We start from the raw sequence: 24,625 nt of genomic DNA on the forward strand, positions 1-24,625 counted from the left end.
ACCGCCGTCCGGCTGCCCGATGAACTAGCAGCAAGGGTAAAGAAGTTCCCAACTCACCCTTCCGGGTGACATGCAGCATCGAGAGGGTGCGGAGCTGCTCCGGTCGCAGCCCCACTCCGGGGCCGTCCTGCGGACCGCGTTCCGCGCTCCGCTCCGCTGTGTGCTCCCCGTCTTCTTCAAGCCGTCTGTGCCGCTCCTGCCGTGCCCTTGGCACCTGTTGCTTCCTCGGCGCCGTCCGTCAGCTCGGTCCGTGCCCGCTTCCCGCGTCTACGGCGACCACGGCGCGGTTCCTGGTCCGGGAGCCAGCCGAAGGTGAGACAGCTTCCGGTGACGCCGAGGAGGAGCCCCAGGAAGAAGCCGCCCAGGTTGGAGGTGAGCCAGGTGCCCAGCGAGAGCAGCACGCCGGTGACGGAGTAGAAGAGCCGCTGGGAGGGGTTGAAGAGGATCAGCAGGCCCAGCAACACCATCAGGGACGGCAGCAGATAGCCGGCCAGACCCTGCATGCCGATGTGCATCACGACCTTCAACGAGGCCTTCTCGGTGAGCAGGATCTCGCTGCCGCCCAGGGCGAGCAGCAACCCGCCCCAGAACGGCCGGTGGGCCCGCCACCGGCGGAAGGCGGGCCGAGGCCCCTGACGAGGGCGATCCGGCACCGCGATCAGCACCCCGCGCCGCTGAAGCTGAGATGGAGTCCTGGCAGCTTGAACACGCCTGCGGTAGTTGCATAGTTGGTCTGCCGCAGTGCGGCGATGTGCACGGTATCGGCCTGCTGGCTGAAGACACCGCTCGGTCCCTTCACACCCGCCTCGGTCAGCGTGCTCGCGTCGTTGCCGATCTCGATGTTGTCGAACGCCGCGTTTCCCGACAGCGTGGTCGAGTCGGTGGTCAGGTCGCTCGCGGTCACCTTCTCGGCGCCGTCCCCGGCGGTGATCTTCAGGTTGATGCCGCCGAGGTCGACGCTCTGGCACAGTTTCGTGAGGGTGGCGTTCTTGATCGCGGAGGTGACGACGAGCACCTGGCCGCCGGTGTCACCGGCGTTGGGGCTGCCCTCCGCCATGTTGTCGAGTGCGCCGAACTGTTCGAACCCGGTGCCGTCAAGCTCTGTCGCGGTGACCGTGAACGGCATGCCGGAGATCGCGAACTGCACTCCGAGTGCCCCCTGGGCGGTGAGAACGGCGAGGCCGGCGGCGACGAGGGTGGCGGGAACTGCCATCACCGCGGCTCGGCGTCCGCGGACCCGCCCTCGTCTCGCGCCGCCGGCACCGGTCCCGGCGGTGCTCGACGCCGCGGAGGGGGAATCGTTGTCATGTCGTGGATCGTCAGGGGTGTTGCCGACGGAGGGGACGTCTGGGGACGAGGCCATGTCTGCTCCCATGTGCACGGATCAATGCGGGCTGGGCTTCAGTGGCTCGGTGTCCTGGCGCGGACAGCAGCTGCGCGTTCGTCTCCCCGCACTCCCGGCGGGAGCGAGGACTTTACCGTTACGCGGCAGTAGCCTCAGAGGAAGTTACCGCCGGTTACTTTGAAGGGTCAAGGGAGATGTGAAAAATGCGCGCCGGGTGTGGGCGCCATGCATTCGATTTCCACAACTCCCCATCTTCTGCTTGACGGTGACGGTTAATCAGGTCTACAACTTGCCCTGTTTCCACGGATCCGTGGCGCCGGATCCGCCGAGGGTACGGCCGTGTTCCCGGTCGCGTTTCCGACCCTCTTCGCGGTCACCGCTCACGTGGGCTCACGCCGGACGTCCAGCCGGCTCGCAGCAACCCTCCGGTCGGCTCACGGCAATAGCTCACGTCACGGCGGCTCCGGCACGGTCCCTTCCACCCCGGCTCGTGTCCGGCCGTCCCACTGTCCGGCCCGGTCGAAGGCCTTCCCCCGGGTCCTTCGGCCGGTGTCCGCCCTGCCGCCGCGCGGGCCCGTTGCGTACGGAGAAGGCGTAACGGTCCTGCGTCGGCGGCACCCCCACACGGTTCGCCATTCCCCCTACGTCACCTCGTCCGGCCCCACTCAGGAAAGAGGCACCCGCATGCGCATCCGCTCCCTCCTCGCCCTCGCCGGCACCGCCACGGCGCTCGCCCTCACGGCAGCCGGCCCCGCCTCCGCGGCCGGTGGTGCAGTCCTCACCACTGGCGGCCCCGGTGGCACGGCCGTTGCGGTCGGCGACACCCTCTCCGCGCCCCTGGCCACCGGCACCTCCGCCACCTTCTACTCCAGTGCGGCCGGTACCAGTGGAGTCACCTGCACGTCCTCGCAGTTCACCGCCACGGTCACCAGCAATCCGGCCGCCCCCGGCACGGCCACCGAGTCCGTCGTCGCGCACACCTTCGACAGCAGTAGCTGCACCAGCAACGTCCTCGGCGTTCTCGGGGTCACCGGCATCAGGGTCGACAACCTTCCCTACACCGCCACGGTCGCCTCCGACGGCACGCTCACCGTCTCGCCTTCCAGCGGATCCACCGTCCAGACCACGGTCAAGCTCCGTACCCTGTTGGGCACGATCACCTGCGTCTACCAGGCGGCAGGTCTGGCCGGCAAGGCCGACAACTCCGACAACAGCATCAGTTTCACTGACCAGCACTTCACCAAGAGCTCCGGCTCGTCGCTGTGTTTCGCCAACGGCTATTTCACTGCCAAGTACGCCCCCGTCACCGACACGGGTGCCGCGGTCTACGTCAACTGAACAACGCGTCAGAGGAGTCCGGCATCAGCCCGGACACGACGCGACGGCGGCGTCCCGGTGTGAACCAGCACCCGGCGCCGCCGAAGTCGTTTCCGGGGCCGGAGGGACGCACGCCAGGAAGATCACGCCGGAACACGAGTGATACGTGTCCGGCGTGCTGTCGTTCCGCCATCCCGGGGCCGAACGGTCCGACCGGTGCGGCAGGTCGTGACCGGCCGGGCGGGCACGGTTCGAACGACTCCCGCACTCCCGCGCGTCTGCTTCGCCCACTGGTCCCGCGGAGCAGATCGGTGCCCGGTGCCTGGTGCGCAATCGGCTCTCTGTCCCGCGACCTTCCCCACCATGCCTGCGGCACTCTTGCCGTCCACGGTCGGCACCGCCCCCGCACGCCGGCCGTCCCCGGGGCGACCGGCGCATGCGCGCGGTGACAGCAGCCCGGCAGGCTGCCGCACCACGGCACCGCCGCCCTCGGAAGCACGGGCCGGCCCCGGCGGGCAGCCCCCCTGATCGTGGGCGGCGCTGGTGTTCCGCGCTGGCGAAGCACCGACCGGGTCGGCTGTTTCCCGCTGCCTCCGAGGCCCCGTTGAGTAGCCGCCTGCCCGGCTCGTATCGTTGCGATCACGGATGCCACCGCGCGGTGTCCCGCCTCTGCCGGACGGTCGGGCGACGGAGGGAGGGAGCGCTCTGGCCCGGTCCGTTCCCGGGTTGGATGCACAGACCGAGTTTCCCGCCACGCCCGGGCCCGCTCGGTACCGGACATGCGGGTGACACGTGTCGAGGAGTGGGGCTCTGTGCTGGACTCACTGCTGGCAGACGGTGAGTTATCGTGTGCAAGGGGTCAAAACAAACCGCATGTCCTGTTCGTTCGAGCTGCGAGGAGGGACCAGAACATGGCGAGGCAGTTACGCGCCGAACAGACCCGGGCAACGATCATCACAGCCGCCGCCGACCTGTTCGACCGGCACGGCTACGAATCCACCAGTCTGAGCGATATCGTCGCACACGCGAAGGTCACCAAGGGCGCGCTGTATTTCCACTTCGCCGCCAAGGAAGATCTCGCCCACGCCATCCTGGAACTGCAGGCCCGGGCCGCGCGGCAACTCGTGGCCGACGTCGAGAGCCGCGGCTGCTCGTCGCTGGAGTCCCTGATGCGCACCACGTTCGGGATCGCCCGGCTCGCCGTGGACGACCCGGTGCCGCGCGCCGGACTACGCCTCGCCACGGCGGACGTCGTCGTACGGGCGCCGCTGCGACACCCGTTCAACGAGTCGCTGGATTTCGCCACCCGGAAATTCACCGGGGCCGTCCGCGAGGCCGATGTGCACAGCGATCTCGATGTCGGTGCAGTCGCGCACTCCCTCGTCTGTTTCTTCGTCGGTACCCGGATCGCGGGCCGCTCGCTCGAACCGGTCGGACGGCTTCCGCGTAGAGTGGCCGAGATGTGGCACCTCGTGATCAGGGGCTTGGTCCCGGTGCACCGCCGTCCGCGTTACGTCACCCTCGCCACGCAGTTGGAGCGGGAGTCCAGGACCGCCTGACGGTGCCCAGGGCGCCGGACGGACACACCCTTCGCATCCGTGATCCTTGGCGACGAACCCGGCTGGTACCCGCACAGCGCGCCGACCGAGCGGCGCCTCGCGGCCGGACCCGGGGCCAAACCACCGCGGAGATCCCGCGGAAGGGGCGACCCCGCGGTATCCGCAAGGGGGCGGAAGTTCAGGGTTTCGGGGGCGGTTCACGCGATGGTGTGATCATGTACCGGAGGCAGGATGAGCCTGGGGGGCCGCGGGTAGGGCCCGGCCATGACGCAGCCGTTCGAACTCCCGCACTTCTACATGCCGTATCCTGCACGGCTCAACCCGCACCTGGACGAGGCGCGCGCCCACTCGACCGAATGGGCCCGCGAGATGGGCATGTTGGAAGGCTCCGGGGTCTGGGAGCAGGCCGACCTGGACGCGCATGACTACGGGCTCCTGTGCGCATACACCCACCCCGACTGCGACGGAGCCGCTCTCTCGCTGATCACCGACTGGTATGTGTGGGTGTTCTTCTTCGACGACCACTTCCTCGACATGTACAAACGGACCCAGGACCGTGCCGCCGGCAAGGCACACTTGGACCGGTTGCCGCTGTTCATGCCGCTCGACCTCGCGACGCCCGTCCCCGAGCCGCGGAACCCCGTCGAGGCGGGGCTGAAGGACCTGTGGGCACGCACTGTGCCGTCGATGTCCGTGGACTGGCGCCGCCGTTTCTCCGTAGCCACCGAACACCTGCTCAATGAGTCCATGTGGGAGCTGTCCAACATCAACGAGGGGCGGATCGCCAACCCCGTCGAGTACATCGAGATGCGCCGCAAGGTCGGCGGAGCCCCCTGGTCGGCGGGGCTGGTGGAGTACGCGACCGCAGAGGTGCCCGCCGCCGTCGCCGGGAGTCGGCCGCTGCGGGTCCTGATGGAGACGTTCTCCGACGCGGTCCACCTGCGCAACGACCTGTTCTCCTATCAGCGTGAGGTCGAGGAGGAGGGCGAGAACAGCAACGGGGTGCTCGTCCTGGAGAAGTTCTTCGGCGGTACCACCCAGGAGGCCGCCGACACCGTCAACGACATCCTCACCTCACGCCTGCACCAGTTCGAGCACACCGCACTCACCGAGGTTCCGGCCGTGGCCCTGGAACGGGGCCTCGCCCCGGACGAGGTCGCCGCGGTGGCCGCCTACGCCAAGGGACTCCAGGACTGGCAGTCCGGCGGACACGAGTGGCACATGCGGTCTAGCCGCTACATGAACGCGGGGGCCCGCTCAACCTCGCCGTGGCAGATCCCCAAGGGCCCCGGCACCTCGGCCGCGGGCGTCGGCGCGCTGCTCGCGTCGGCCGCCCGGGAACGCCTGCGGGGCTACTCGCATGTGCCCTACCAGAAGGTCGGCCCCTCCCTGCTGCCCGAGTTCTCCATGCCGTTCGGGCTGGAGCTGAGCCCCCACCTGGACGCCGCCCGCGCAAACCTCCTCACCTGGTGCCACCAGGTCGGCATCCTCCAGGAAGGCGTCTGGGACGAGGACAAGCTCGCCGCGTACGACCTCGCACTGTGCTCCGCCGGGCTCGACCCGGACGCCACCCCCGAAGCCCTCGACCTCAGTGCCCAGTGGCTCGCCTTCGGAACCTACGGCGACGACTACTACCCGCTCGTCTACGGCCACCGTCGGGACCTGGTCGCCGCCCGGGTGAGTACGGCCCGGCTCGCGGCGTGCATGCCGGTCGAGGGCGCACCCACCGTCGTTCCCGCCAACGCCATGGAACGGTCGCTGGCCGACCTGTGGGCGCGCACCACGTCAGGAATGACGACGGAACAGCGCCACACCTTCAAGGCGGCCGTGGAGACCATGACCGAGAGCTGGGTGTGGGAACTGTCCAACCACGTGCAGAACCGCGTCCCCGATCCGGTCGACTACCTGGAGATGAGGCGCTCCACGTTCGGCTCCGACCTCACTCTGAGCCTGTGCCGGATGGGCCACGGCCCTGCGGTTCCGCCGGAGGTGTACCGCAGCGGCCCGGTCCGCTCGCTGGAGAACGCCGCCGTCGACTACGCCTGCCTGCTCAATGACGTCTTCTCGTACCAGAAGGAGATCGAGTATGAGGGCGAGATCCACAACGCGATCCTGGTCGTGCAGAACTTCTTCGGCGTGGACTATCCGGCCGCCCTCGGAGTCGTGCACGATCTGATGACCCAGCGCATGCAGCAGTTCGAGCATGTGATCGCACATGAACTACCACTGCTGTACGAGGACTTCGGGCTGTCCCCGGAGGGGCGGGCAGCCATGGACGCCTATGTCCTCGACCTACAGAACTGGTTGGCGGGCATCCTGAACTGGCACCGCAAGGTCGATCGGTACAAGGCCGAGTGGCTGGGCAGCCGGACCCACGGCTTCCTGCCCGGCCGGGCACCGGCGCCACCGGTCCACTTGGTCAGCTGACTCCTGATCCGCTCCGCGGCCTCGGCAGCGAGCCCGTCCAGTCCGTCGCGGGCCGCTCCGCGCGGCTCGCCGCGCATCGCGTCCCCGCCGTCCTGGACCGGGCGGGCCTCCTCCCAGAGGTCCGCCCGGCCAGGGCGTCGGCCAGTGCGTGGTGTGCCCGGGCGACGCACCGGGCGAGGATCACCTCCTGCCAGTGGGACAGGGAGCCGTCGCCTGGGAGGACGAGCGTGTCCGGGACCCCGGACAGCGTACGAGCGGGGCCGAGGCGAGCCGGCCCGCCCCGCGGTCCAGCGAGCCTGGTCCAGCCCCGCCGACACCCGGTCCCGGGCCCGCTCAAGCAGCGCGGTGTACCGCAGCGCCACCTCTACGGACACGACTACCCTCCGCCACCGTTCGATCAGTCTCACTCGTTCGTGACTCGTCGTGGCCCGGCGCTCCGGGTAGAGCACCAGCCGGAGGAGAGCGAACCATGGAACAGACTGCGTTGCGGCCCAAGCCGATGCCTGGCCAGGACCGGCGGGACGACGGTACCCACGGTCCGGCCCGCCGCCCGCACGCCGCGCGCCGGCGCGGCCGGCGGTTGCGGACCCTGCTGTTCGGCCTGGTCGCGGGCTCCGTGCTGGTGCTGGCCGGTGTCGGCATCGGTACGGTCGGCAGCTCAGTGACCGTCATGAGCAAGCTGGCCCAGGTGCAGCGCCAGGCCCTGCCGCCCGTATCCGCGGGCCCGCACGGCCGTACCGCCGCCCCAGGGCCCGCTCCGGCCCCGTCCGCGGCGACCCTGGGCATCGAGGCCGTCGATGCGGAGAAGGCCGGGGCGCTGGTGGTAGGGGTGCACGTACCCGGACCCGGCTACACGGCCGGTCTGGTCCGCGGCGACATCCTGCTGCAGTTCGGCGGCGCCCGGGTCGATACGGCCGCCGACCTCGCCCGGGCGGTCGCCCATGCCCCGCCCGGAAAAGGGATCCTGCTCACCGTGCGTCACCGCAGCGGGGGCTACCAGCAGTTGACGGTGGTCCCGGGCGTGATGACCTGAGCGAGGGCGGTGTGCCCGGGCCGCCGCGGGCGCGCCCGGCACGGCCCGCCATCTGCCCACCACTCCGGGAACCCGTTGGTCACCGTCTCCCTCACCCGACATGATGGCCCGGTGTCGAGTCCCCACCCCTTGCCCGAGGGCCCGGGCTCCGCGATCGGCTCGCGCGGGCCTGCCCGGCCGGGCAGGATGCTGCCCAAGACGTCATCGACGCGTTCCGTAAACAGCGCCCGGAGGCCCGGATGACCGGTAGTACGCCCGCGCCCTTCGGGGCCGCCGACTACAGCGCGCGCATGGAGCGGGCCGTGCGCTCGGCGGCCGGTGCCGGCCTCGCCGGGCTGCTCGTGGCACCCGGGCCGGACATGGTCTGGCTGACTGGCTACACACCCACCGCAGTGACCGAACGGCTCACCGCGCTGGTCCTCGTCCCTGGCCGCGACCCCGTGCTCGTCGTGCCCACCCTGGAAGCCCCCGACGCCGAGAAGGCGGCCGGCGCCGCGGCGCTGACCCTGCGCGACTGGACCGACGGCAAGGACCCCTACTCCGTCACCGCTGACCTCCTTCACCACAGCGGCCGGTTCGGCATCAGCGACACCACCTGGGCGATGCACCTTCTGGCCCTGCAGCGCGCCCTCCCCGGCACCTCCTACGTCGCGCTCACCGACGCCCTGCCCATGCTGCGCGCCGTCAAGGACGCGGCGGAAGTGGAGCTCCTGGCAGCAGCCGGAGCGGCAGCGGACGCAACATTCGAGGAGATCCGGAAGGTTCCCTTCGCCGGCCGTCGGGAGTCCGACCTCGGCCACGACCTCGCCGGCCTGCTGCGTCGCTTCGGCCACTCCCGGGTCGACTTCACCATCGTCGGTTCCGGCCCCAACGGCGCCAACCCGCACCACGAGGTCGGCGACCGGGTCATCCGGCGGGGGGACACGGTCGTCCTCGATTTCGGTGGGCTGAAGGACGGTTACGGCTCCGACACCACCCGTACGGTCCATGTGGGTGAGCCGACCGAGGAGGAGCGCTGGGTACACGACATCGTGCGCGCCGCCCAGGAGGCGGGCTGCCGGGCCGTCCGGCCGGGCGTGCCCTGCCAAGAGGTCGACCGCGCCGCTCGCGCGGTGATCAGTGACGCCGGCTACGGAGAGTACTTCATCCACCGCACCGGGCACGGCATCGGCGTCACCACGCACGAGCCGCCGTACATGATCGAGGGCGAGGAACAGCCTCTCGTGCCGGGGATGTGCTTCTCCGTGGAACCCGGCGTCTACCTGCCCGGACGTTTCGGGGTGCGGATCGAGGACATCGTGACGGTCACCGAGGACGGTGGTCGACGGCTCAACAACACGACGCGTGAGATGGTCATAGTGGACTGACGGCTTGAAGGGGACCGATACCCGACGACACCCGGAACGGCGAACGCGCGACCCATGACCCAGGCACCGACTCCCACCCCGGACAGCGTCCGCAGATTGGTCCGCTCGCTGTTCGACGAGGGCACCGACAGCACCGCAGGACCCGATGTGCGTCCCGTCCGGGAGGGCGGTGGGCACACCTGGTGGGTCGGCACCCGCCATGTGCTGCGCCTCGCACCGGACCGGGAGGCCTCCGTCCGCCGCCGCCGGGCACTGCGGCTACGTGACCTGGTGCGTCCGCACGTGCCCGTCGCCCTTCCCACCAGCGTGGCGCACGGCGACTGGGTGCCCGGCCTCGCCTACACCCTCGACACCTCGGTACCCGGTGGCACGGCCGACGAACGAGACGTGTCTGCCGTCGGCGAGGCCGATCTCGCCGGGCTGCTCGCCGGGTTGCGCGCGGTGCCCGCTCGGCAGGCAGAGGCAATCGGTGTGCCGCGTAGGGCGCCGCGGTCACTGCAGGCGCTGCGCCGGATGGCCGTCCCGGCAGCCGAACGGCTCACGGCCGCCGATGAGTTCGACGCCGCCCGGCTCCGTCAGCTCCCTGCGCCCGGCGCGGCTCAGCTTGCCGCGCAGCCCGGCACGGCCGTCCTCACCCACCACGGACTGACCGGCGAGCACCTGGTCGTCAGCGCAGACGGGAGGGTGCGCGGCATCCTGGACTGGACCGAGGCGGTCCTCGGCGATCCCGCCGAGGACATCGCCGGGCTCGCCGTCGCTGTCGGCTCCCCGGCGGCCGTCCGCTCCGCCACCCTCGCCGGCTATGGCGCGCGCCCCTGCCTGCGCGGTCTGTGGCTCGCCCGCTGCGACACCGTCATCCGCCTCGCCGACCACCTCGCAGGCCGTGTGGGTGGCTCCCTGGCACTGCTGCGGCTCCAGCTGCGGCGGGCCTGGGAACCGATCCTGCTGGAGCGGGTGACGGAGTTCAAGAGCGGTGAGAGCGGTGAGAGTGAGGGGAGCGGTGGGGACAGCGAGAACATGGGGGACGGCGGGGAGGACGGGGGCTGACGAGAGCGGTGGCGACCGAGGAGAGCGAGCCCTGCAGACGTGGTTCCGGGGCGGTCCGCAGGCTCGGCTGCAGACCGTGAGCAGTGTGCGGTCCCGGCGGCTCCGGCGCTCCGCAAAGGCTCTTGCCTCAGGACTGTGTCAGCACCACGCACGACTCCCCGGGCACCTGCAGCAGCCCGGTCGGGCCCGGTGCCTCGACCGGCTCCCACGCGGCCAGTACCTCCACCCGGCCGGTGCCCAGCGGGACGGCCGCCGGATTCACGCCCAGGTTCACGGCCACGCGCACGTCCCCCCGTCTGAAGGCGAGCCACCGGGCCTCCTCGTCATACACCACCTTCGTGTCGGCGAGGTCCGGATTGGTCAGGTCGGGCTGTTCGCGGCGCAGCGCGACCAGCCGGCGGTACCAGGCCAGCACCCGCGCGTGGGGTGGGCGTTGCGGCTCCGACCAGTCCAGACAGGATCGCTCCCGGGTCGCCGGATCCTGTGGGTCCGGTACGTCCTCCTCGGCCCAACCGTGCGCGGCGAACTCCCGACGTCTGCCCTGCCGTACCGCTTCGGCCAGTTCCGGGTCGGTGTGGTCGGTGAAGAACTGCCAGGGTGTGCCGGCCGCCCACTCCTCGCCCATGAACACCATGGGCGTGAACGGCGCCGTCAGAGTGAGCGTCGCGGCGCAGGCCAGTAGACCGGGGGAGAGGTGGGCGGAGAGCCGGTCGCCCTGGGCTCGGTTGCCGACCTGGTCATGGGTCTGGCTGTAGCCGAGCAGCCGGTGCCCGGCCACCCGCGAGCGGTCCAGGGGGCGGCCGTGGTGCCGGCCGCGGAAGCTGGAATAGGTGCCGTCGTGGAAGTAGCCGCCAGTGAGCGTCTTGGCGAGCGCGGCGAAGGGGGCGCGGGCGAAGTCGGCGTAGTAACCCTGGGACTCGCCGGTCAGTGCGGTGTGCAGGGCGTGGTGGAAGTCGTCGTTCCACTGCGCGTGCAGTCCCAGCCCGTTCTCCGCGCGGGGGTGATGAGCCGTGGGTCGTTCAGGTCCGACTCGGCGATCAGGAACAGGGGGAGCCCCACTTCCTCGGCAAGGGCGTCCACGGCGGTCGAGAGCTCCTCCAGGAAGTGGCACGCGCGGGTGTCGTGCAGGGCGTGCACGGCGTCCAACCGCAGCCCATCGACGTGGTAGTCCCGCAGCCACGCCAGTGCGCTGCCGACGAGGAACGCGCGCACCTCGTCCGAGCCCGGCGCGTCCAGGTTCACCGCCGCCCCCCACGGGGTGTGGTGCGCGTCCGTGAAGTACGGCCCGAACGCGGGGAGATAATTGCCCGACGGGCCCAGGTGGTTGTGCACGACGTCCAGGACCACACCCAGGCCGAGCCCGTGAGCCCGGTCGACGAAGCGTTTCAGCGCCTCGGGGCCGCCGTACGGCTCGTGCACCGCCCACAATGACACCCCCTCGTATCCCCAGCCGTGACGCCCGGGGAACGGGCACACCGGCATCAATTCCACGTGTGTAACACCCAGTTCGGCCACATGGTCCAGTCGGGCGGTGGCCGCGTCCAGGGTGCCCTCACGCGTGTACGTGCCCACGTGCAGCTCGTAGAACACTGCGCCCGGCAGCGCGCGTCCCGCCCACGGTGCACGCCACGCGTACCGCCCGTGGTCAACGACGGCGCTGAGTCCGTCGGGGCCGTCCGGCTGGCGGCGTGAACGCGGGTCGGGCAGCACCGGCCCGTCGTCCAACGCGAACCCGTACCGGGAACCGTCCCCGGCCTCCGCCTCGCCCGTCCACCAACCCGCGCGTTCCGGATCGCGCGCCAGCGTGTGCGTGGCGCCCTCGCACTGGAGCGTCACCCGGTCTGCCTGCGGTGCCCACACCTCGAACTGCACGGACGGTTCCCCTTCGTCTGCTCACGTGTTGTCCCGCCTCCCCATCGTGCCGTCCACACGGCCGATCCGCTTTCGCATCCGCCCATTCCCGGCAGGTGTCGTGGCCGTACGCGCGTGTCGGCACCAAATCCGCGTTTTCTGGACACCTGAAGTGCGCTGTCCGAGAATCACCAGCGTGACGTCGTCCTTCGAGTTCTCCACGTACCCCGCGCGGCTCTCCGACGCGGAGCGCGACAACGTGCTGCGGGTGCTGCAAGACGGTGTCGCGAAGGGCCGACTGTCACACGACACGTTCGTGCGCCGCATGGAGCTGGCGCTCGCCGCGCGCCGCGCGGACGAACTCGCCGTCCTCGTGGCGGACCTGCCCCGCGAGAACCGTTTCTCGCGTGCCGTTCTCAGCACGGTCGAGGCAATCTCTGGATTCACCGTGCGGTTGCGCCGGGCTTGGCAAGCGGAGCGGCTGCCCAAACTGCTGCTGCCGCATCCGGCGCAGGCCGGACCGCTGCGCATCGGCCGCGATCCGGCCAATGGACTGCGACTGAACCACGAAACCGTTTCACGGACGCACGCCGAGCTCAGCCGCCAGGGCAGCCTGTGGGTACTCACGGACCTCGGTTCCACCAACGGCACCACCGTCAACGGTCGCCGGGTGACCGGCTCGGCCGTGGTGTGCCAGGGCGATCAGGTCACGTTCGGCACCGTGGCTTTCCGGCTCGCCGAGGATCGGGGCGGTGCGAGGACCTAGCCGGTACGCCTGTGCCTGTGCCTGTGCCTGTGCCTGTGCCTGTGCCTGTGCGGCGTGCGGCCGAGCCGGGGAGTCGCCCCGCCCTGGTGTCCTGGGGCCGCAGAATGGCCGAGCTGTGCAGGGGCCGGGCGCTGCGGGACCGTGGAGGGGCCGGGACGAGGAGCCGCCGGGGCGTGGAGGGCCGAGCAGCCGGCGGTCGAGAGGGGGCCGAAGGGGGGGGCGAGCGGCAGGGATCGGCGCGGCTCACGCCACCTGCTCCCGGGCCTGCTGCGCTGCCACGAGGACCGTCCGGGACTGGTGTTCCACCTGATGCTCCAGCGGCACCCAGCGGGCCCGGAACCGTTCGACGAAAGCATCGCACCAGGTGGCGACGAGCTGTTCCAGTTGCGGCGCGGCCCGGTCGTCCGCCTCTCGCAGCACTCGCAGCAGCATCGACGCCGCCCGCAGCGGCAGTCTCCGCCCGAAGGCGTCCACACTGCCGACGTACGCCATCGTCGTGCCGGCCGGGCGGGTCCGGCTCCAGTCCTCGGCCAGGCCCGGAATCAGGTCCAGTGCCCATCGTGCGGCCCGCAGTAGCGGCCCGTCCACGCCGTCCAGCCGGGGCAGTGCCTCGGCGAGAATCCGTTCCACCTCCAATGAGTCCCGCAGCAACCGTCGGGCGAGGCGTTGCATCGCCGCCGCCGGCGCGGGGTGCGGCGCCGGATCATCCACCAGATCGCTCGCCCACATCGGCACCTCCACCACGGCGGTCAGGCCGCCGTACCGGTGCGTGCGGTACCAGGTGCTGTGCCGTGCGTCGTCCGGCATACTCGGGTAGGCGACGCCCGACTCCGGACCGGGCATGACATGCACCCCGGGACCGGTGGCCGGCCAGCCCGCGGCGTCCGAGGCACCCGCCTCCACCGGGATGTGCAGTTGCGCCGCGGACTTGGCGAACGGCTCGGCGAGGCCCGGCACGTCCCTGGTCAACTGCACCCAGCTGCCGCCGAGATCGGTGCCGTGCAGTGTCACCTGGAGGTAGGGGCGCAGTTCGTCGATCACACCGATCAGCGCCCTGGTCTCGGGCGGCAGCCGGTCTGGTGGCAGCACCGACGGTGACCACTCCGGCTGCTCCGCGCCCGTCGGCCGGTAGAAGCCCAGGTGATAGTCGAGCAGGCTGTGCGGAGCCGGGGTCACATGCAGGCTCGCGCCGTCCGGGTCCGCGCACAGCAAGAAATGCCAGGACGTCCCTGCCCGCAACTCCTTTTCGATGAGCACCCGTTCGGCCAGTACTCGCAAGGTGGAGCCGCCCGTCGGCTCATTGGCGTGGGCGCCCGCGACCACCAATACCGCCCGTTCGGCGTGCCCCACCGACAGCAGGTGCAGGGGCCGTCCGGCGCGGGAGAGGCCGATCTGCCGCACAGCACACAGCCCGGGTTCCCGGGCGGCCAACGACCGAGCGCAGGCCACCAGTTCCGGCACGCTGAGGTAGCGCAGCTCCGGCAGGAGACTCACCCCCGACTTGTTCTGCCCGGCTTCGCATTCCCAGTCCCCCATGGGACGGGTCAACTGTCAAGCAGGCGGCAGGCGATCGGGCGGGGCGCCCGGAGGCAGTGCGTCGGCGGCGTCCGGCTCCCGAGCGCTCCGATGACTCACTGGTGATGCAGACCACGTCCCGCGAGGGTCAGGAACACCTCGCCCACCGCTTCCGACAGCGTCGGGTGCGCGTGCACATGCCGGGCCACGTCGGAGGGCTCGGCGTCCCAACCGACGATCAGCTGGCCCTCGGCGATCATCTCCGACACGTTCGGCCCCACCAGGTGTACGCCACGGCGCCCTGCTGGAGCGGCTGCCGCGCGGCGTGCGCCCCACCGCCATGGGGCGCGCCTACCTGCCGCACGCCGAGCTCGCCGTCCGCGACTGGGTGTGCGGGAAAGCCGGCTTCCGGCCGCGGACCGCTGTGTGGACCGAGCACACTTCGACGGCCGTGCGCTTGGCCGCTGCCGGCGTCGGTGTGTGCGCTGCGTCGGCTCACGTCGTGCGCGGCGCCGTCGGCGAGGACTGCGCGATCCTCACCCCCGACCCGGTCTGGAGGCGAACCCTGACCGTCCATGCACGCGTGCCGCCCACCGGGGCCGCCGAGGCCTTCGTGGACCACCTGCGCGCCACCTGGCCCGACCTGGCCCGTGTACGACGGCACGACAACCGCGGTCTGCCAGCAGCGCCTTCCTGAGGCCCCCAGTACCGCTGTCGGAGCTGTATCACGGCCGCTGAGCACCGCAGTGTTGCCTCCTGCACCGAGGGGCTGCCACCCGCCTGCCGGGGCCGTGGCGCGCCTGCCGGGCCGCCCGCCACGCTCCGCAGATCCTGCGCAGCCCGTGCACGGCTCGTGGCTCGGGCCCGTTCGCCCGGATGACCGCGGCCCGTCAGGAGTCCGCGACCCGCTCCAGCAGCGCCACCGGCAGACGGCCGAAGAGGTCCGCCACAGGTGCCTGCGAGGTGAACTCGCCGCCCGCAGAAAGAACGTCCACCCACCGGCCGGGCGGCAGTGGCAGCTGGGTCTCCCGCCAACCGCCCGCCTCCGCGAGCCGCAGCGACAGCCGGGTCACCGCCGTGACCACCTCACCGGAGCGCGCGAACGCCACGCAGTGCTCGGCCGCCGGCCCGATGGCGGACAGCGGTGCGTACGCGGCACTGGCGCCGAAGACGCCGGGCCGACGGGCACGCAACCGCAGCGCCGCCGTCGTCAGCGCGTCCTTCTCACCGGGCACCTCGGGCGGGAACGACACCAGCCGACGGTTGTCCGGGTCCACCAGTGCCCGGTACTCACCCTCCGTGCCCTGGTACACGTCCGGCACGCCCGGCATCGTGAGCTGGACCAGCGCCGTGCCGAGTACGTTGGCGCGGATGTTCGGTTCCAAAACCTTGCGGAGCGCAGCCACCCGCTCGCCGGGCGGCCCGCACGGCCCGGCGGCGACGAACGCCGCCACCGCCTCCTCATACGGTGGCTCCTGCTCCGTCCAGCTGGTGTACATGCCCGCTTCGCGGACATGTTTCAACAGTGCCTGCCGGACCCGCTCCTGCTCCGCCGGCCCCAGGCCGAACACCGTCTGCCAGGCCGCCCAGGCCAGCTGCCCGTCCGGCGCCGGCGCCTCTGCCCCTTCCTCGGGTAGGGACACGTCGGAGAGCAACTCAGCCCACCGCTTGGGGCATTCGGTCAGCACAGCCACCGCTGCGCGGACGTCCGCACTGCGCTTGGTGTCGTGCGTGGAGACGACCGTACCGGTGCTGGGCCAGTCGCGCTGGACTCGGGCGCAATAGGCGTGGAAATCCTCCGGGTGCACGCCGGGACTGCCCGGGTCGCCGCCCACCTCGGTCGCCGACAGCAGCGGCACGTAGCGGTAGAACGCCGTGTCCTCCACCGACTTGGCCCGCAGCGCCGACGCGGTCTGCGCGAATCGGGCGCGGAACTCCGCCCGGTCGGCGCTATCCGGTGCCGACTCGTCGCCGAGCGGTTCGACGAGCAGCCGCCGCACGATGCCGACGGCATCGGCTTCCTCGGGTACCACGAAGGCCAGCCGGGCTTCCTCGGCGGCTTCCTCGGTGACGACGACAGAGGCGTCACCCGAGGCGTACGGACGGTAGACCCTGAGCCGTACCAGCAGTTCCTCCAGCGCCGTGCGCAGTGCCCAGGGCGCCCGGTCGCGCAGCGAGGGGTCCGGTGAGGCCGCGCACAGCCGAACGGCCACCCGGGTGAGCCGGTCGGTCTCGGCGGCCAGTTCATGGGTGAGCACCTTGTAGGCGGCCCGCCGTACCGTGGCCTCCCAGTTGCCGCCCCGGTCCGTCTGGGGAGCGGCGAACGCCCGGTACCGGCCCAGTAGTTCGTACGCCCCCGTCGGGTCCGTGAACAGGCCGTCGACATGGCGCAGGGCGTCGTAGCCCGTGGTTCCGGCGACTGGCCAGGAGGACGGCAGATGTTCACCGTCGGCGAGGATCTTCTCCACGACCGTCCAGCACCCACCGGTCGCCTCGTGCAGGCGCGCGAGATAGCCGTCGGGGTCGGTCAGCCCGTCCGGGTGGTCGATCCGTAGCCCGTCGACCACGCCTTCGTCCAGGAGCTGAAGGATCTTGGTGTGGGTGGCGCCGAACACCTCCGGCTCCTCCACGCGCAGCCCGATCAACTCCGAGATGCTGAAGAACCGCCGGTAGTTCAGCTCGGTGCGGGCCAGCCGCCACCACCCCAAGCGGTACCACTGCGCATCCAGCAGCCGCGGCAGCGGCAGGCCCTCGGTGCCTGCGCGGAGCGGCAGGGCCTGGTCGTGGTAGCGCAGCACGTCACCGTCGACCACGAGGTGCTCCAGCTGAGAGCCCAGCGGGCCGCCGAGCACCGGCAGCAGCAGCCGTCCGTCGTGCGCCGTCCAGTCGATGTCGAACCAGCGGGCGTACGGCGACCCGGGTCCCTCACGCAGCACCTCACGCAGCGCACGGTTGTGCCGGGGAGCCATGGCCATGTGGTTGGGCACGATGTCCACCACCAGGCCCAATCCGTGCTCCCGGGCGGTCCGGGCCAGGGCGCGCAGACCCTCCTCACCGCCCAGTTCCGCGCGCACGCGCGTGTGGTCCACCACGTCGTAGCCGTGCGTGGAGCCCGGGACGGATTCCAGGACGGGGGACAGGTGCAGATGCGAGATGCCGAGCGACGCCAGGTAGGGGACGGCCGCCGCGGCGGCGGCGAACGGGAACGCGGGCTGGAGCTGCAGCCGGTAGGTGGCGGTGGGCACCCTCGGTCCGGGACGGGCAGAAGTCATGGAAACGTACGTACCCACCCCGACCGCTTTCGTGTCATCCGACCCTGCACGGACCCACGTACGCGCGCCCGGCGTCGAGCGATCGGCACACCGGCAGCCCGCACGCCGGGGGCAGGTACGAAGGAGGAGAGGATGGCTGGGGAGGGCTCGACGGGGCAGCGGGAGGCAGAGCCGGGGCAGGCCGGACCACGCAACGCGCGGTGATCGGCCCGCTGGGGGCTGCTGTGCCGCCTGCCGTCCCCAGCACGGCTGCCGACGGCTACCACGCGGTCTGGCAGTGTGGTGCGGTCACCCGGACGGGTGATTCACCGTCCGCCGGGTGGAGCCCGTCCGGACTCCGCGCGTGCCGCCACCGCCCGCACGCCCGTACATCCCCGGGGCCCTGTGCTCCTGGGCGGCCCGGCGCGCCTGGTGGTGCAACCGGGACCGCCCGGGCAGCGTTCGCCACAGCCGCGTACGGACGGTGCCCACCGCGCTCCCCGGCGGCGAATTCGTCGCGGACGGGTTCCCACCGCGCGAGGAGCACGCCGGGTCGCCGGGACGCCGGAGTCACGCAGGGCGCTGCAGCACCGTCAGGCTGCGGTCCGGCAGGGTGATCCGGTCACCCGCCGCGACCTTCGTACCGGCTCCGGGCTGCACGCCCTCCGGGCAGGCCGTGTCGACCACGACCTGCCACTGCCGGCCGTGGTCGGCCGGAACCAGGAAGTCCAGGGGGCCGGGGGATGCGTTGAACAGCAGCAGGAACGAGTCGTCGGCGATCCGCTCCCCGCGTGGGCCCGGTTCGGAGATGGCGTTGCCGTTCAGGAACACCGTCAGCGCGGAGGCCTGCGCCGAGTCCCAGTCCCGCTGGGTCATCTCACGGCCTTGTGGGGTGAACCAGGCGATGTCGGACAGCTCGTCGTGGGTGCCCTCCACCGGGCGGCCGTGGAGGAATCGGCGCCTGCGGAAGACCGGGTGATCGCGCCGTAGCCACACCATCGTGCGCGTGAACTCCAGCAGATCGCTGCCGTCCTCGGACCAGTGCAGCCACGCCAGCTCGTTGTCCTGGCAGTAGGCGTTGTTGTTGCCGCCCTGGGTGCGTGCGAACTCATCGCCGTGGCTGATCATCGGCACGCCCTGGGACAGCATCAAAGTGGCGGTGAAGTTCCGCATCTGCCGGGCGCGCAACCGCAGCACCTCCGGGTCTTCGGTCTCACCCTCCGCCCCGCAGTTCCAGGACCGGTTGTGATTCTCGCCGTCCCGGTCGTCCTCGCCGTTGGCCGTGTTGTGCTTGTGGTCGTAGGACACCAGGTCGTGCAGGGTGAATCCGTCGTGGCAGGTGACGAAATTGATGGAGGCGAGCGGGCGGCGGCCGTCGTCCTGGTAGAGGTCCGAGGAGCCGGTCAGCCGGGAGGCGAATTCGGCCAGGGCACGTGGCTCGCCCCGCCACAGGTCCCGAACCGTGTCGCGGTACTTGCCGTTCCACTCGGTCCACAGCGGCGGGAAGTTGCCCACCTGGTAGCCGCCCTCGCCCACGTCCCAGGGCTCGGCGATCAGCTTCACCTGGGAGACCACCGGATCCTGCTGCACCAGGTCGAAGAACGACGAGAGCCGGTCCACCTCGTGGAACTGCCGGGCCAGCGTCGCCGCGAGGTCGAAACGGAAACCATCGACGTGCATCTCGGTGACCCAGTACCGCAGCGAATCCATGATCAGCTGGAGTACGTGCGGGGAGCGCATGAGCAGGGAGTTGCCCGTGCCCGTGGTGTCCATGTAGTAGCGGGGGTCGTCCGTCAGCCGGTAGTACGACGCGTTGTCGATGCCCTTGAAGGAGAGCGTCGGGCCCAGATGGTTGCCCTCGGCGGTGTGGTTGTAGACGACGTCCAGGATGACCTCGATCCCGGCCTCGTGCAGTGCCCGGACGGCCGACTTGAACTCCAGGACCTGCTGGCCGCGGTCGCCCCAGGAGGTGTAGGCGTTGTGGGGGGCGAAGAAGCCGATCGTGTTGTAGCCCCAGTAGTTGCTCAGTCCCATGTCGACCAGCCGATGGTCGTTCACGAACTGGTGTACGGGCATCAATTCCAGGGCTGTCACCCCGAGCTTGGTCAGGTGTTCGATGATTGCCGGGTGGGCGAGCGCCGCGTAGGTGCCGCGCAACTCCTCGGGGAGCCCGGGGTGGAGCATGGTGAGGCCCTTGACATGGGCCTCGTAGATCACCGTGTGGTGGTAGTCGGTGCGCGGGGGACGGTCGTCACCCCAGTCGAAGTACGGGTTGATCACCACCGAGGTCATGGCGTGCGGTGCCGAGTCCAGGTCGTTGCGCCGGTCGGGTGCATCGAAGTGGTAGCCGTACACCTCCTCGCCCCACCGGATCGTGCCACTGATCGCCTTCGCGTACGGATCGAGCAACAGCTTCGCCGAGTTGCAGCGCTGCCCGCGCACCGGGTCGTACGGGCCGTGCACCCGGAACCCGTACCGCTGCCCCGGCATCACGCCGGGCACGTACGCGTGCCGCACGAACGCGTCGCTCTCGCGAAGTTCCACCGCCGTCTCCGAGCCGTCGTCGTGCAGCAGACACAGCTCTACTCGGTCCGCGGCCTCCGTGAAGACCGCGAAGTTGGTTCCGGCGCCGTCATAGGTGGCGCCGAGCGGATACGCCTCTCCAGGCCAGACCTGCATGGATACGACTCTCCCAGGTGTACTGCCCGCCTGGGGTCGCGTTGGCTTCCGAGTCTCCCCGAAATTCGTGGAACCTCCCCTGGGCCAGGTCCCTCTTACCCACCGACCAGTGCGGCCGGCGGCCTCCGTACCGCCGGTTGCCGAACCAGTGGGGCGGACACTCACTCCCGGCACGGGCGGGGAGCAGGGGGAAGAAGTGCGCGCGACGGCGCACCGCCGACGGGGGAGAGGCGATGGCCGAAGCGGGTGGTCGCGGCGGTGGGGATCGACGCGACCACCCGCGACCATCCGGCCGCGCCCGGCCGGAGCGGAAGAGCCGGGAGGGACCGAGGGCGCCGACGCCTGCGGTGGGGCAGGGTCCGGATGCGGACCGTCCGGCCGCATCGCTCGCAGCGCGGGACCCGTCCGGGGCGGTGCGGGGTCTACTGGTGGCTGTGGCGGCCCGTGCCGAGGCCCGGGAGCGGCCACGCCGTCGGCCCGAGTCACACCCACCGCTATGAATCCGCTCACTCCGCTCGATACCGCCGCAAGGAACGGGCTTTGAAAATTGCCTAGTTGAGAAAAGCAGCCGGAAAACCGACCTGTCCATCCGGCTGCACCGCCGACCGCTCCCGGAGTACCCTTCCTTGATCGTTGAGACGGGGAAGGCCCAGGGGGCGGAAGGCGGTGCACGGGTGGGCTCGGGAGGGCTGGAGCTGCCCCCTGGTGACGAGGGGAACGAAGGGAACTCCGCAGACGTCCCGCCCGGCGCGGTGTCCCTGGCCCGGCCGATGGACGCGGGGTCCATCGGGCCGGAGCTGGACTGGGGTGCCGACGCCTGGCGCGAGGTGCGCACCCGCGCTCAGCGGGCCGGCCGTGCCTACATCTGGCTGAACCTCGTCGAACAGCGGTTCCGTGCGGTCGTGGCCGCCGTGCTGCGGCCCGTCTACGAACCCGTCCACGGCGACGAATGGGTGGTGGCCGCGGCAGGCCCGGCCGGACAGGAGTGGGTGCAGCGCGCCGTAGCCGTCCGCGAAGTGAGCCGCCGCAAGGGCTACTTGCTCGATCCGGCCGACGACAATGTGCTCAGCTTCCTCACTCTGCCCCAGCTGCGTGAGCTGGTGGTGCAGCACTGGCCCTGCTTCGAGCCGTACTTCGACGAGCGCCGGGACCTCGAACTCGCCCTGGACGAGTTGGAGGTGGCCCGCAATGTCGTCTCCCGCAACCGGGCCCTGTCCGAGGCGGTGCTGAGCCAGGCGGAGCGTGCCTCGGCGCGCCTGTTGGAGATGCTCGGTGCCGGGGGTGACGTGCCCTCCGCACGCAGGCTGCCCGTCGATGCGGTCGAGGACCTGGTCGGTGACCGGTACGCCGACGTCGTCGCCGTCCACCCCGACCGGGTGCGGCTGCTGCGCCGGTTCCCGGCCGAGGATATCTTCGGCGGCGCCCGCCGCCTCGACGCCATCGGCATCGGCCTCAACCTGCTGGTGCAGAACTTTTCCGGACGCCGCCTGGTCCGGCTCGCCGAATCGGGGTGTCGGGTGCGGCTGCTCTTCCTCAACCCGGCCTCCAGCGCAGTCAAGCGCCGTGAGCGCGAACTCGGGATGAAACGGGGCGAACTGAGTCGCTCCGTCGAGATGAACATCCTGCATATGCGTCGGGTGCGGTCCAAGCTGCACGATCCGGGCGCCTTCGAGATCCAGGTGTACGACGAAACGCCCCGCTGCAGCGCCTACATGGTGGACGGTGACGGTTCCGATGGCATCGCCGTGGTGCAGTCGTATCTGCGCGGGGCCCGGGGCATGGAGTCACCGGTGCTGGTGCTGCGCAACGGCAGTCGACTGGTCACCTCGAACGATGTGGGCGAAGCGGGACTCTTCCCTGCGTACCGAGAGGAATTCGAACTGGCTTGGGCGGATTCACGCCCCGTGTCCTGAACCGGCGGTTGAGCGTAAGCGGAACGCGACCTTCGGATTGTCAGTGTCGCGTGCGATGGTGGTGGCAACTGGGGGAAAGCACCACCGAGAAGGGGGACCGCCATGGGCTGGCACCAGCGACGGCTGAACGGCTTCGGCCTGGAGGGGACCGGGACAGATCCGCGCGAGTCGCGCAAGGCCACGGGCGACGCGACCAGGGCCGGAGCCGGTGAACCGGCGGGGCACCGGGAACCGCTGTCCGGTCCGCAACCGAGCTCGGCCGCTCCGGGAATGAGCCCGGCTGACGCGGTCGCGGCGCACGGCGTCGGCAGCGCACGCCCGGTGGCCGGGTACCGGCCCGCTGATGCCACCACGGACGTCCCGGCGTCCCGATGGCGGGCGGGGGCTGCGGTCGTCGCCCGCACCACAACGGAACGCCGTCCGTGCACCTCGACCGCTGCGTCCCGTCCGACCACAGCGTGTGGGATACCAGCGCACGCCGGGGCGGGTGCCGCCTGATGAGCTGGATCAACGGGCCCTTGGCGGCCTTCGACCTGGAGACCACGGGCACGGACGTGGAGTCCGATCGCATCGTCACCGCCGCAGTCGTGCGACTGGAGCCGGACGGGGCCGTTTCGGCGGAACGGACCTGGCTGCTCGATCCCGGGGTGGTGATACCCGAGCAAGCCTCGGCGATACACGGTATCTCCACGGACCACGCCCGCCGGCACGGCGTCCCGGCCTCGTCCGCGATCGACGAGATCACCCAGGCCGTCGTGGGGGTCCTGCACTCGGGCACGCCTCTGGTCGTGATGAACGCGCGCTACGACCTCTCACTGCTGGACCGCGAGTGCCGACGGTACCGACTGAAGTCGATCAGTGAGCGACTGGGCGTCGAACCTTCGCCCGTCATCGATCCCCTGGTGATCGACAAGCACGTCGACCCGTACCGGAAGGGCAAGCGCGCCCTGCACGCGCTGTGCGCACACTACGGTGTGTCACTCGAAGACGCGCACGACGCCAGAGCGGACGCCGTGGCCGCCGCCCGCGTGGTGCGACGCATGGGCGAGCAGCACCAGTGCGTCGGGGCGATGTCCCTGGCACGCCTACATGACCTCCAAGTGCGCGCGGCAGCTGTGCAGTCGGTCTCTTTGCAGGCGTACCTGCGGCGGACCACGAATCCGGCGGCGATCGTCGAGGCAGCCTGGCCGGTCATCCCGCGGAGTCGGTAGCCCGCAGGGGCCAGCCCGTACGGACATCGCGTGCCGGAACCGGTCGCTCGGCAACCGGGCCGGGCAGGAGGCACCGAGGCCCTGCGTGGTTACCGGGACCCTTGCAGAAGGCCCCGGCGTTCACGCCGGGGATGAATGCATCTCAAGGCTGCTCTGACAGAACGCCTCCCGGTCGGTGGCGGCGCTCAGAACGGACACCACCGCACCGCCTTGTCCCCGGCCCGCAAGGACGCCACCCGTCGGCGGAACTCGGCCAGCGCCTTCGGACGGGACGGCGCGTGTTGCGCCACCCATGCGCAGCTGGCCGTCTCCCGGGCGCCCCGCAGCACCGAACAGCCCTCCCACTCCCGCACGTCCCATCCGTAGGCCTTGGTGAACGAGTCGTAGGCCTCGGCCGGCAGCCCGTACCGGTCGCGGGCCAGGGTCATGACCACCAGGTCGTGCTCACGCAGGTCGACAGAGAAGGTCTCAAGGTCGACCAGGACGGGTCCGTCCGGCCCGACGTGCACATTGCGGGGCAGAGCGTCGCCATGGATCGAACCCGGTGCCAGATGCGGTGTCAGTTCGGCCACGGCCGCCGCGAAACCGTCCCGGCGTGCACGGAGGTACGCCGCGTCCGACGGCGCGATCGCGTCGCCCGCAAGCCGCAGCCAGCGCTCCACGTCGCCCAGCAGTGTACGGGGCGGCAGCGCGAAGGGAGCAGGAGGAAGCGCGTGCACGAGAAGCAGGAGTTCGGCCAGGTCCCTCGACTCGGCGGGCCGGACGGGATCCGGTATCCGGTGCCACACGGTCACCGGATGCCCCTCCACCAGCCTCGGCGCCGGTTCGGCCGCCCGCACCGCCGGCACGCCCGCCTCGGCAAGCCAGCCGGCGATGTCCAGTTCCCGCCGGGCGCGCTCCAGCAGACCGGCGTCACGGCCCACCTTCACCACCAGGTCACCGGCGGCGAACACGGCGTTCTCGCCGAGCGCGAGGAGCCGAGCGTCCCGGGCCGGGCTCGGCAGCACTTCCACCGCTGCCAGTACGTGACGTGCCCGTGTCTCGTCCATCACCGTGCCTCCGTGCCGTCTTCCCGTATCCGCTTCCTGTGCTGTCTCACGGCGCCGTCCGCGGAGCCGGGGCGTGAGTGCAGCGCGGACCGCCCCAGCCAGTTTCGCAGGCCAGCCGGCGTTTCCGGTCCCGCGACGGGTGCGCCGGGCAGCATCCGGCTCAGGGCGGCTGGCCGTCGAGCGAGTTCGTCCAGGGCGTCGGACCCGAGGCCCACGCGCCGTGCAGTCGCCCGGAGCCTTCGGCAGGCGGCCGGAACCCGGCTGCGCGGTCCCGAGCCGCCTGCCGGAACGGCCC

Annotated in this window: 15 protein-coding genes and 3 pseudogenes; 10 read left to right on the top strand and 8 right to left on the bottom strand. The window is 70.9% G+C overall.

Annotated features, from left to right (window positions below; genetic code table 11):
• Nucleotides 1–176 precede the first annotated feature (176 nt).
• Together LK06_RS26805 and LK06_RS26810 are read right to left on the bottom strand one after the other, a co-directional pair.
• The gene (locus LK06_RS26805) at nucleotides 177–653 is read right to left on the bottom strand and encodes a DUF6114 domain-containing protein (protein ID WP_234367516.1); all 477 of its coding nucleotides are present in this window, start codon (nucleotides 651–653) and stop codon (nucleotides 177–179) included.
• A 5-nt stretch (nucleotides 654–658) separates the two neighbouring features.
• Nucleotides 659–1,363, bottom strand: a complete 705-nt coding sequence (locus LK06_RS26810) for a DUF6230 family protein (RefSeq protein WP_039648511.1) — start codon at nucleotides 1,361–1,363, stop codon at nucleotides 659–661.
• Between the two features lie 666 nt (nucleotides 1,364–2,029).
• On the opposite strand from LK06_RS26810, the gene LK06_RS26815 reads away from it, so the two are divergent.
• The 6 genes from LK06_RS26815 to LK06_RS26840 all read left to right on the top strand — a co-directional run bounded on the left by LK06_RS26815 (nucleotide 2,030) and on the right by LK06_RS26840 (nucleotide 10,095).
• Nucleotides 2,030–2,683, top strand: a complete 654-nt coding sequence (locus tag LK06_RS26815; protein WP_039648510.1) for a hypothetical protein — start codon at nucleotides 2,030–2,032, stop codon at nucleotides 2,681–2,683.
• Between the two features lie 890 nt (nucleotides 2,684–3,573).
• Nucleotides 3,574–4,221, top strand: a complete 648-nt coding sequence (locus LK06_RS26820; RefSeq protein ID WP_039648508.1) for a ScbR family autoregulator-binding transcription factor — start codon at nucleotides 3,574–3,576, stop codon at nucleotides 4,219–4,221.
• Nucleotides 4,222–4,485: 264 nt separating this feature from the next.
• Entirely contained in the window at nucleotides 4,486–6,648 is a 2,163-nt protein-coding gene (cyc2, locus tag LK06_RS26825) for a germacradienol/geosmin synthase Cyc2 (RefSeq protein ID WP_039648506.1), read from the top strand.
• 469 nt (nucleotides 6,649–7,117) lie between these two features.
• On the top strand, nucleotides 7,118–7,681 hold the full coding sequence (locus LK06_RS26830) for a PDZ domain-containing protein (RefSeq protein WP_039648504.1): 564 nt from the start codon (nucleotides 7,118–7,120) through the stop codon (nucleotides 7,679–7,681).
• A gap of 239 nt (nucleotides 7,682–7,920) precedes the next feature.
• The gene (locus tag LK06_RS26835; protein ID WP_043434763.1) at nucleotides 7,921–9,048 is read left to right on the top strand and encodes an aminopeptidase P family protein; all 1,128 of its coding nucleotides are present in this window, start codon (nucleotides 7,921–7,923) and stop codon (nucleotides 9,046–9,048) included.
• A 54-nt stretch (nucleotides 9,049–9,102) separates the two neighbouring features.
• Nucleotides 9,103–10,095, top strand: a complete 993-nt coding sequence (locus LK06_RS26840) for a phosphotransferase (RefSeq protein WP_039648501.1) — start codon at nucleotides 9,103–9,105, stop codon at nucleotides 10,093–10,095.
• A gap of 127 nt (nucleotides 10,096–10,222) precedes the next feature.
• Here the strand turns inward: LK06_RS26840 and treZ are convergent.
• Nucleotides 10,223–11,967 (bottom strand): annotated as a pseudogene (gene treZ / locus LK06_RS26845) (malto-oligosyltrehalose trehalohydrolase).
• A 175-nt stretch (nucleotides 11,968–12,142) separates the two neighbouring features.
• Here treZ and LK06_RS26850 point away from each other — a divergent pair.
• Nucleotides 12,143–12,712, top strand: a complete 570-nt coding sequence (locus tag LK06_RS26850; protein ID WP_039648496.1) for an FHA domain-containing protein — start codon at nucleotides 12,143–12,145, stop codon at nucleotides 12,710–12,712.
• Nucleotides 12,713–12,955: 243 nt separating this feature from the next.
• On the opposite strand, the gene LK06_RS26855 is transcribed toward LK06_RS26850, so the two are convergent.
• Nucleotides 12,956–14,206: a M14 family zinc carboxypeptidase gene (locus LK06_RS26855; RefSeq protein ID WP_039648609.1), complete on the bottom strand. Its 1,251-nt coding sequence runs from the start codon at nucleotides 14,204–14,206 to the stop codon at nucleotides 12,956–12,958.
• A gap of 137 nt (nucleotides 14,207–14,343) precedes the next feature.
• Nucleotides 14,344–14,529 (bottom strand): annotated as a pseudogene (locus LK06_RS26860) (dihydrolipoyl dehydrogenase); the annotation flags it as partial.
• 80 nt (nucleotides 14,530–14,609) lie between these two features.
• Here LK06_RS26860 and LK06_RS26865 point away from each other — a divergent pair.
• A pseudogene (locus LK06_RS26865) lies at nucleotides 14,610–14,924 on the top strand (LysR substrate-binding domain-containing protein); the annotation flags it as partial.
• A 193-nt stretch (nucleotides 14,925–15,117) separates the two neighbouring features.
• On the opposite strand, the gene treY reads toward LK06_RS26865, so the two are convergent.
• Nucleotides 15,118–17,499 carry a malto-oligosyltrehalose synthase gene (treY, locus tag LK06_RS26870; protein WP_174673942.1) on the bottom strand — a complete coding sequence of 794 codons (2,382 nt, stop codon included), beginning with the start codon at nucleotides 17,497–17,499 and terminating at the stop codon, nucleotides 15,118–15,120.
• A 549-nt stretch (nucleotides 17,500–18,048) separates the two neighbouring features.
• The gene (glgX, locus tag LK06_RS26875) at nucleotides 18,049–20,157 is read right to left on the bottom strand and encodes a glycogen debranching protein GlgX (RefSeq protein ID WP_039648490.1); all 2,109 of its coding nucleotides are present in this window, start codon (nucleotides 20,155–20,157) and stop codon (nucleotides 18,049–18,051) included.
• 674 nt (nucleotides 20,158–20,831) lie between these two features.
• On the opposite strand from glgX, the gene LK06_RS26885 reads away from it, so the two are divergent.
• Nucleotides 20,832–22,070, top strand: coding sequence for an SAV2148 family HEPN domain-containing protein (locus tag LK06_RS26885; RefSeq protein ID WP_043434767.1), 1,239 nt, complete (start codon nucleotides 20,832–20,834; stop codon nucleotides 22,068–22,070).
• 497 nt (nucleotides 22,071–22,567) lie between these two features.
• The gene (locus tag LK06_RS26895; protein WP_039648607.1) at nucleotides 22,568–23,281 is read left to right on the top strand and encodes an exonuclease domain-containing protein; all 714 of its coding nucleotides are present in this window, start codon (nucleotides 22,568–22,570) and stop codon (nucleotides 23,279–23,281) included.
• Nucleotides 23,282–23,466: 185 nt separating this feature from the next.
• Here the strand turns inward: LK06_RS26895 and LK06_RS26900 are convergent, their stop codons facing one another.
• The gene (locus tag LK06_RS26900) at nucleotides 23,467–24,330 is read right to left on the bottom strand and encodes a phosphotransferase enzyme family protein (protein WP_043434769.1); all 864 of its coding nucleotides are present in this window, start codon (nucleotides 24,328–24,330) and stop codon (nucleotides 23,467–23,469) included.
• Nucleotides 24,331–24,625 lie beyond the last annotated feature (295 nt).

The organism is Streptomyces pluripotens, assembly GCF_000802245.2.
GTDB lineage: Bacteria > Actinomycetota > Actinomycetes > Streptomycetales > Streptomycetaceae > Streptomyces > Streptomyces pluripotens.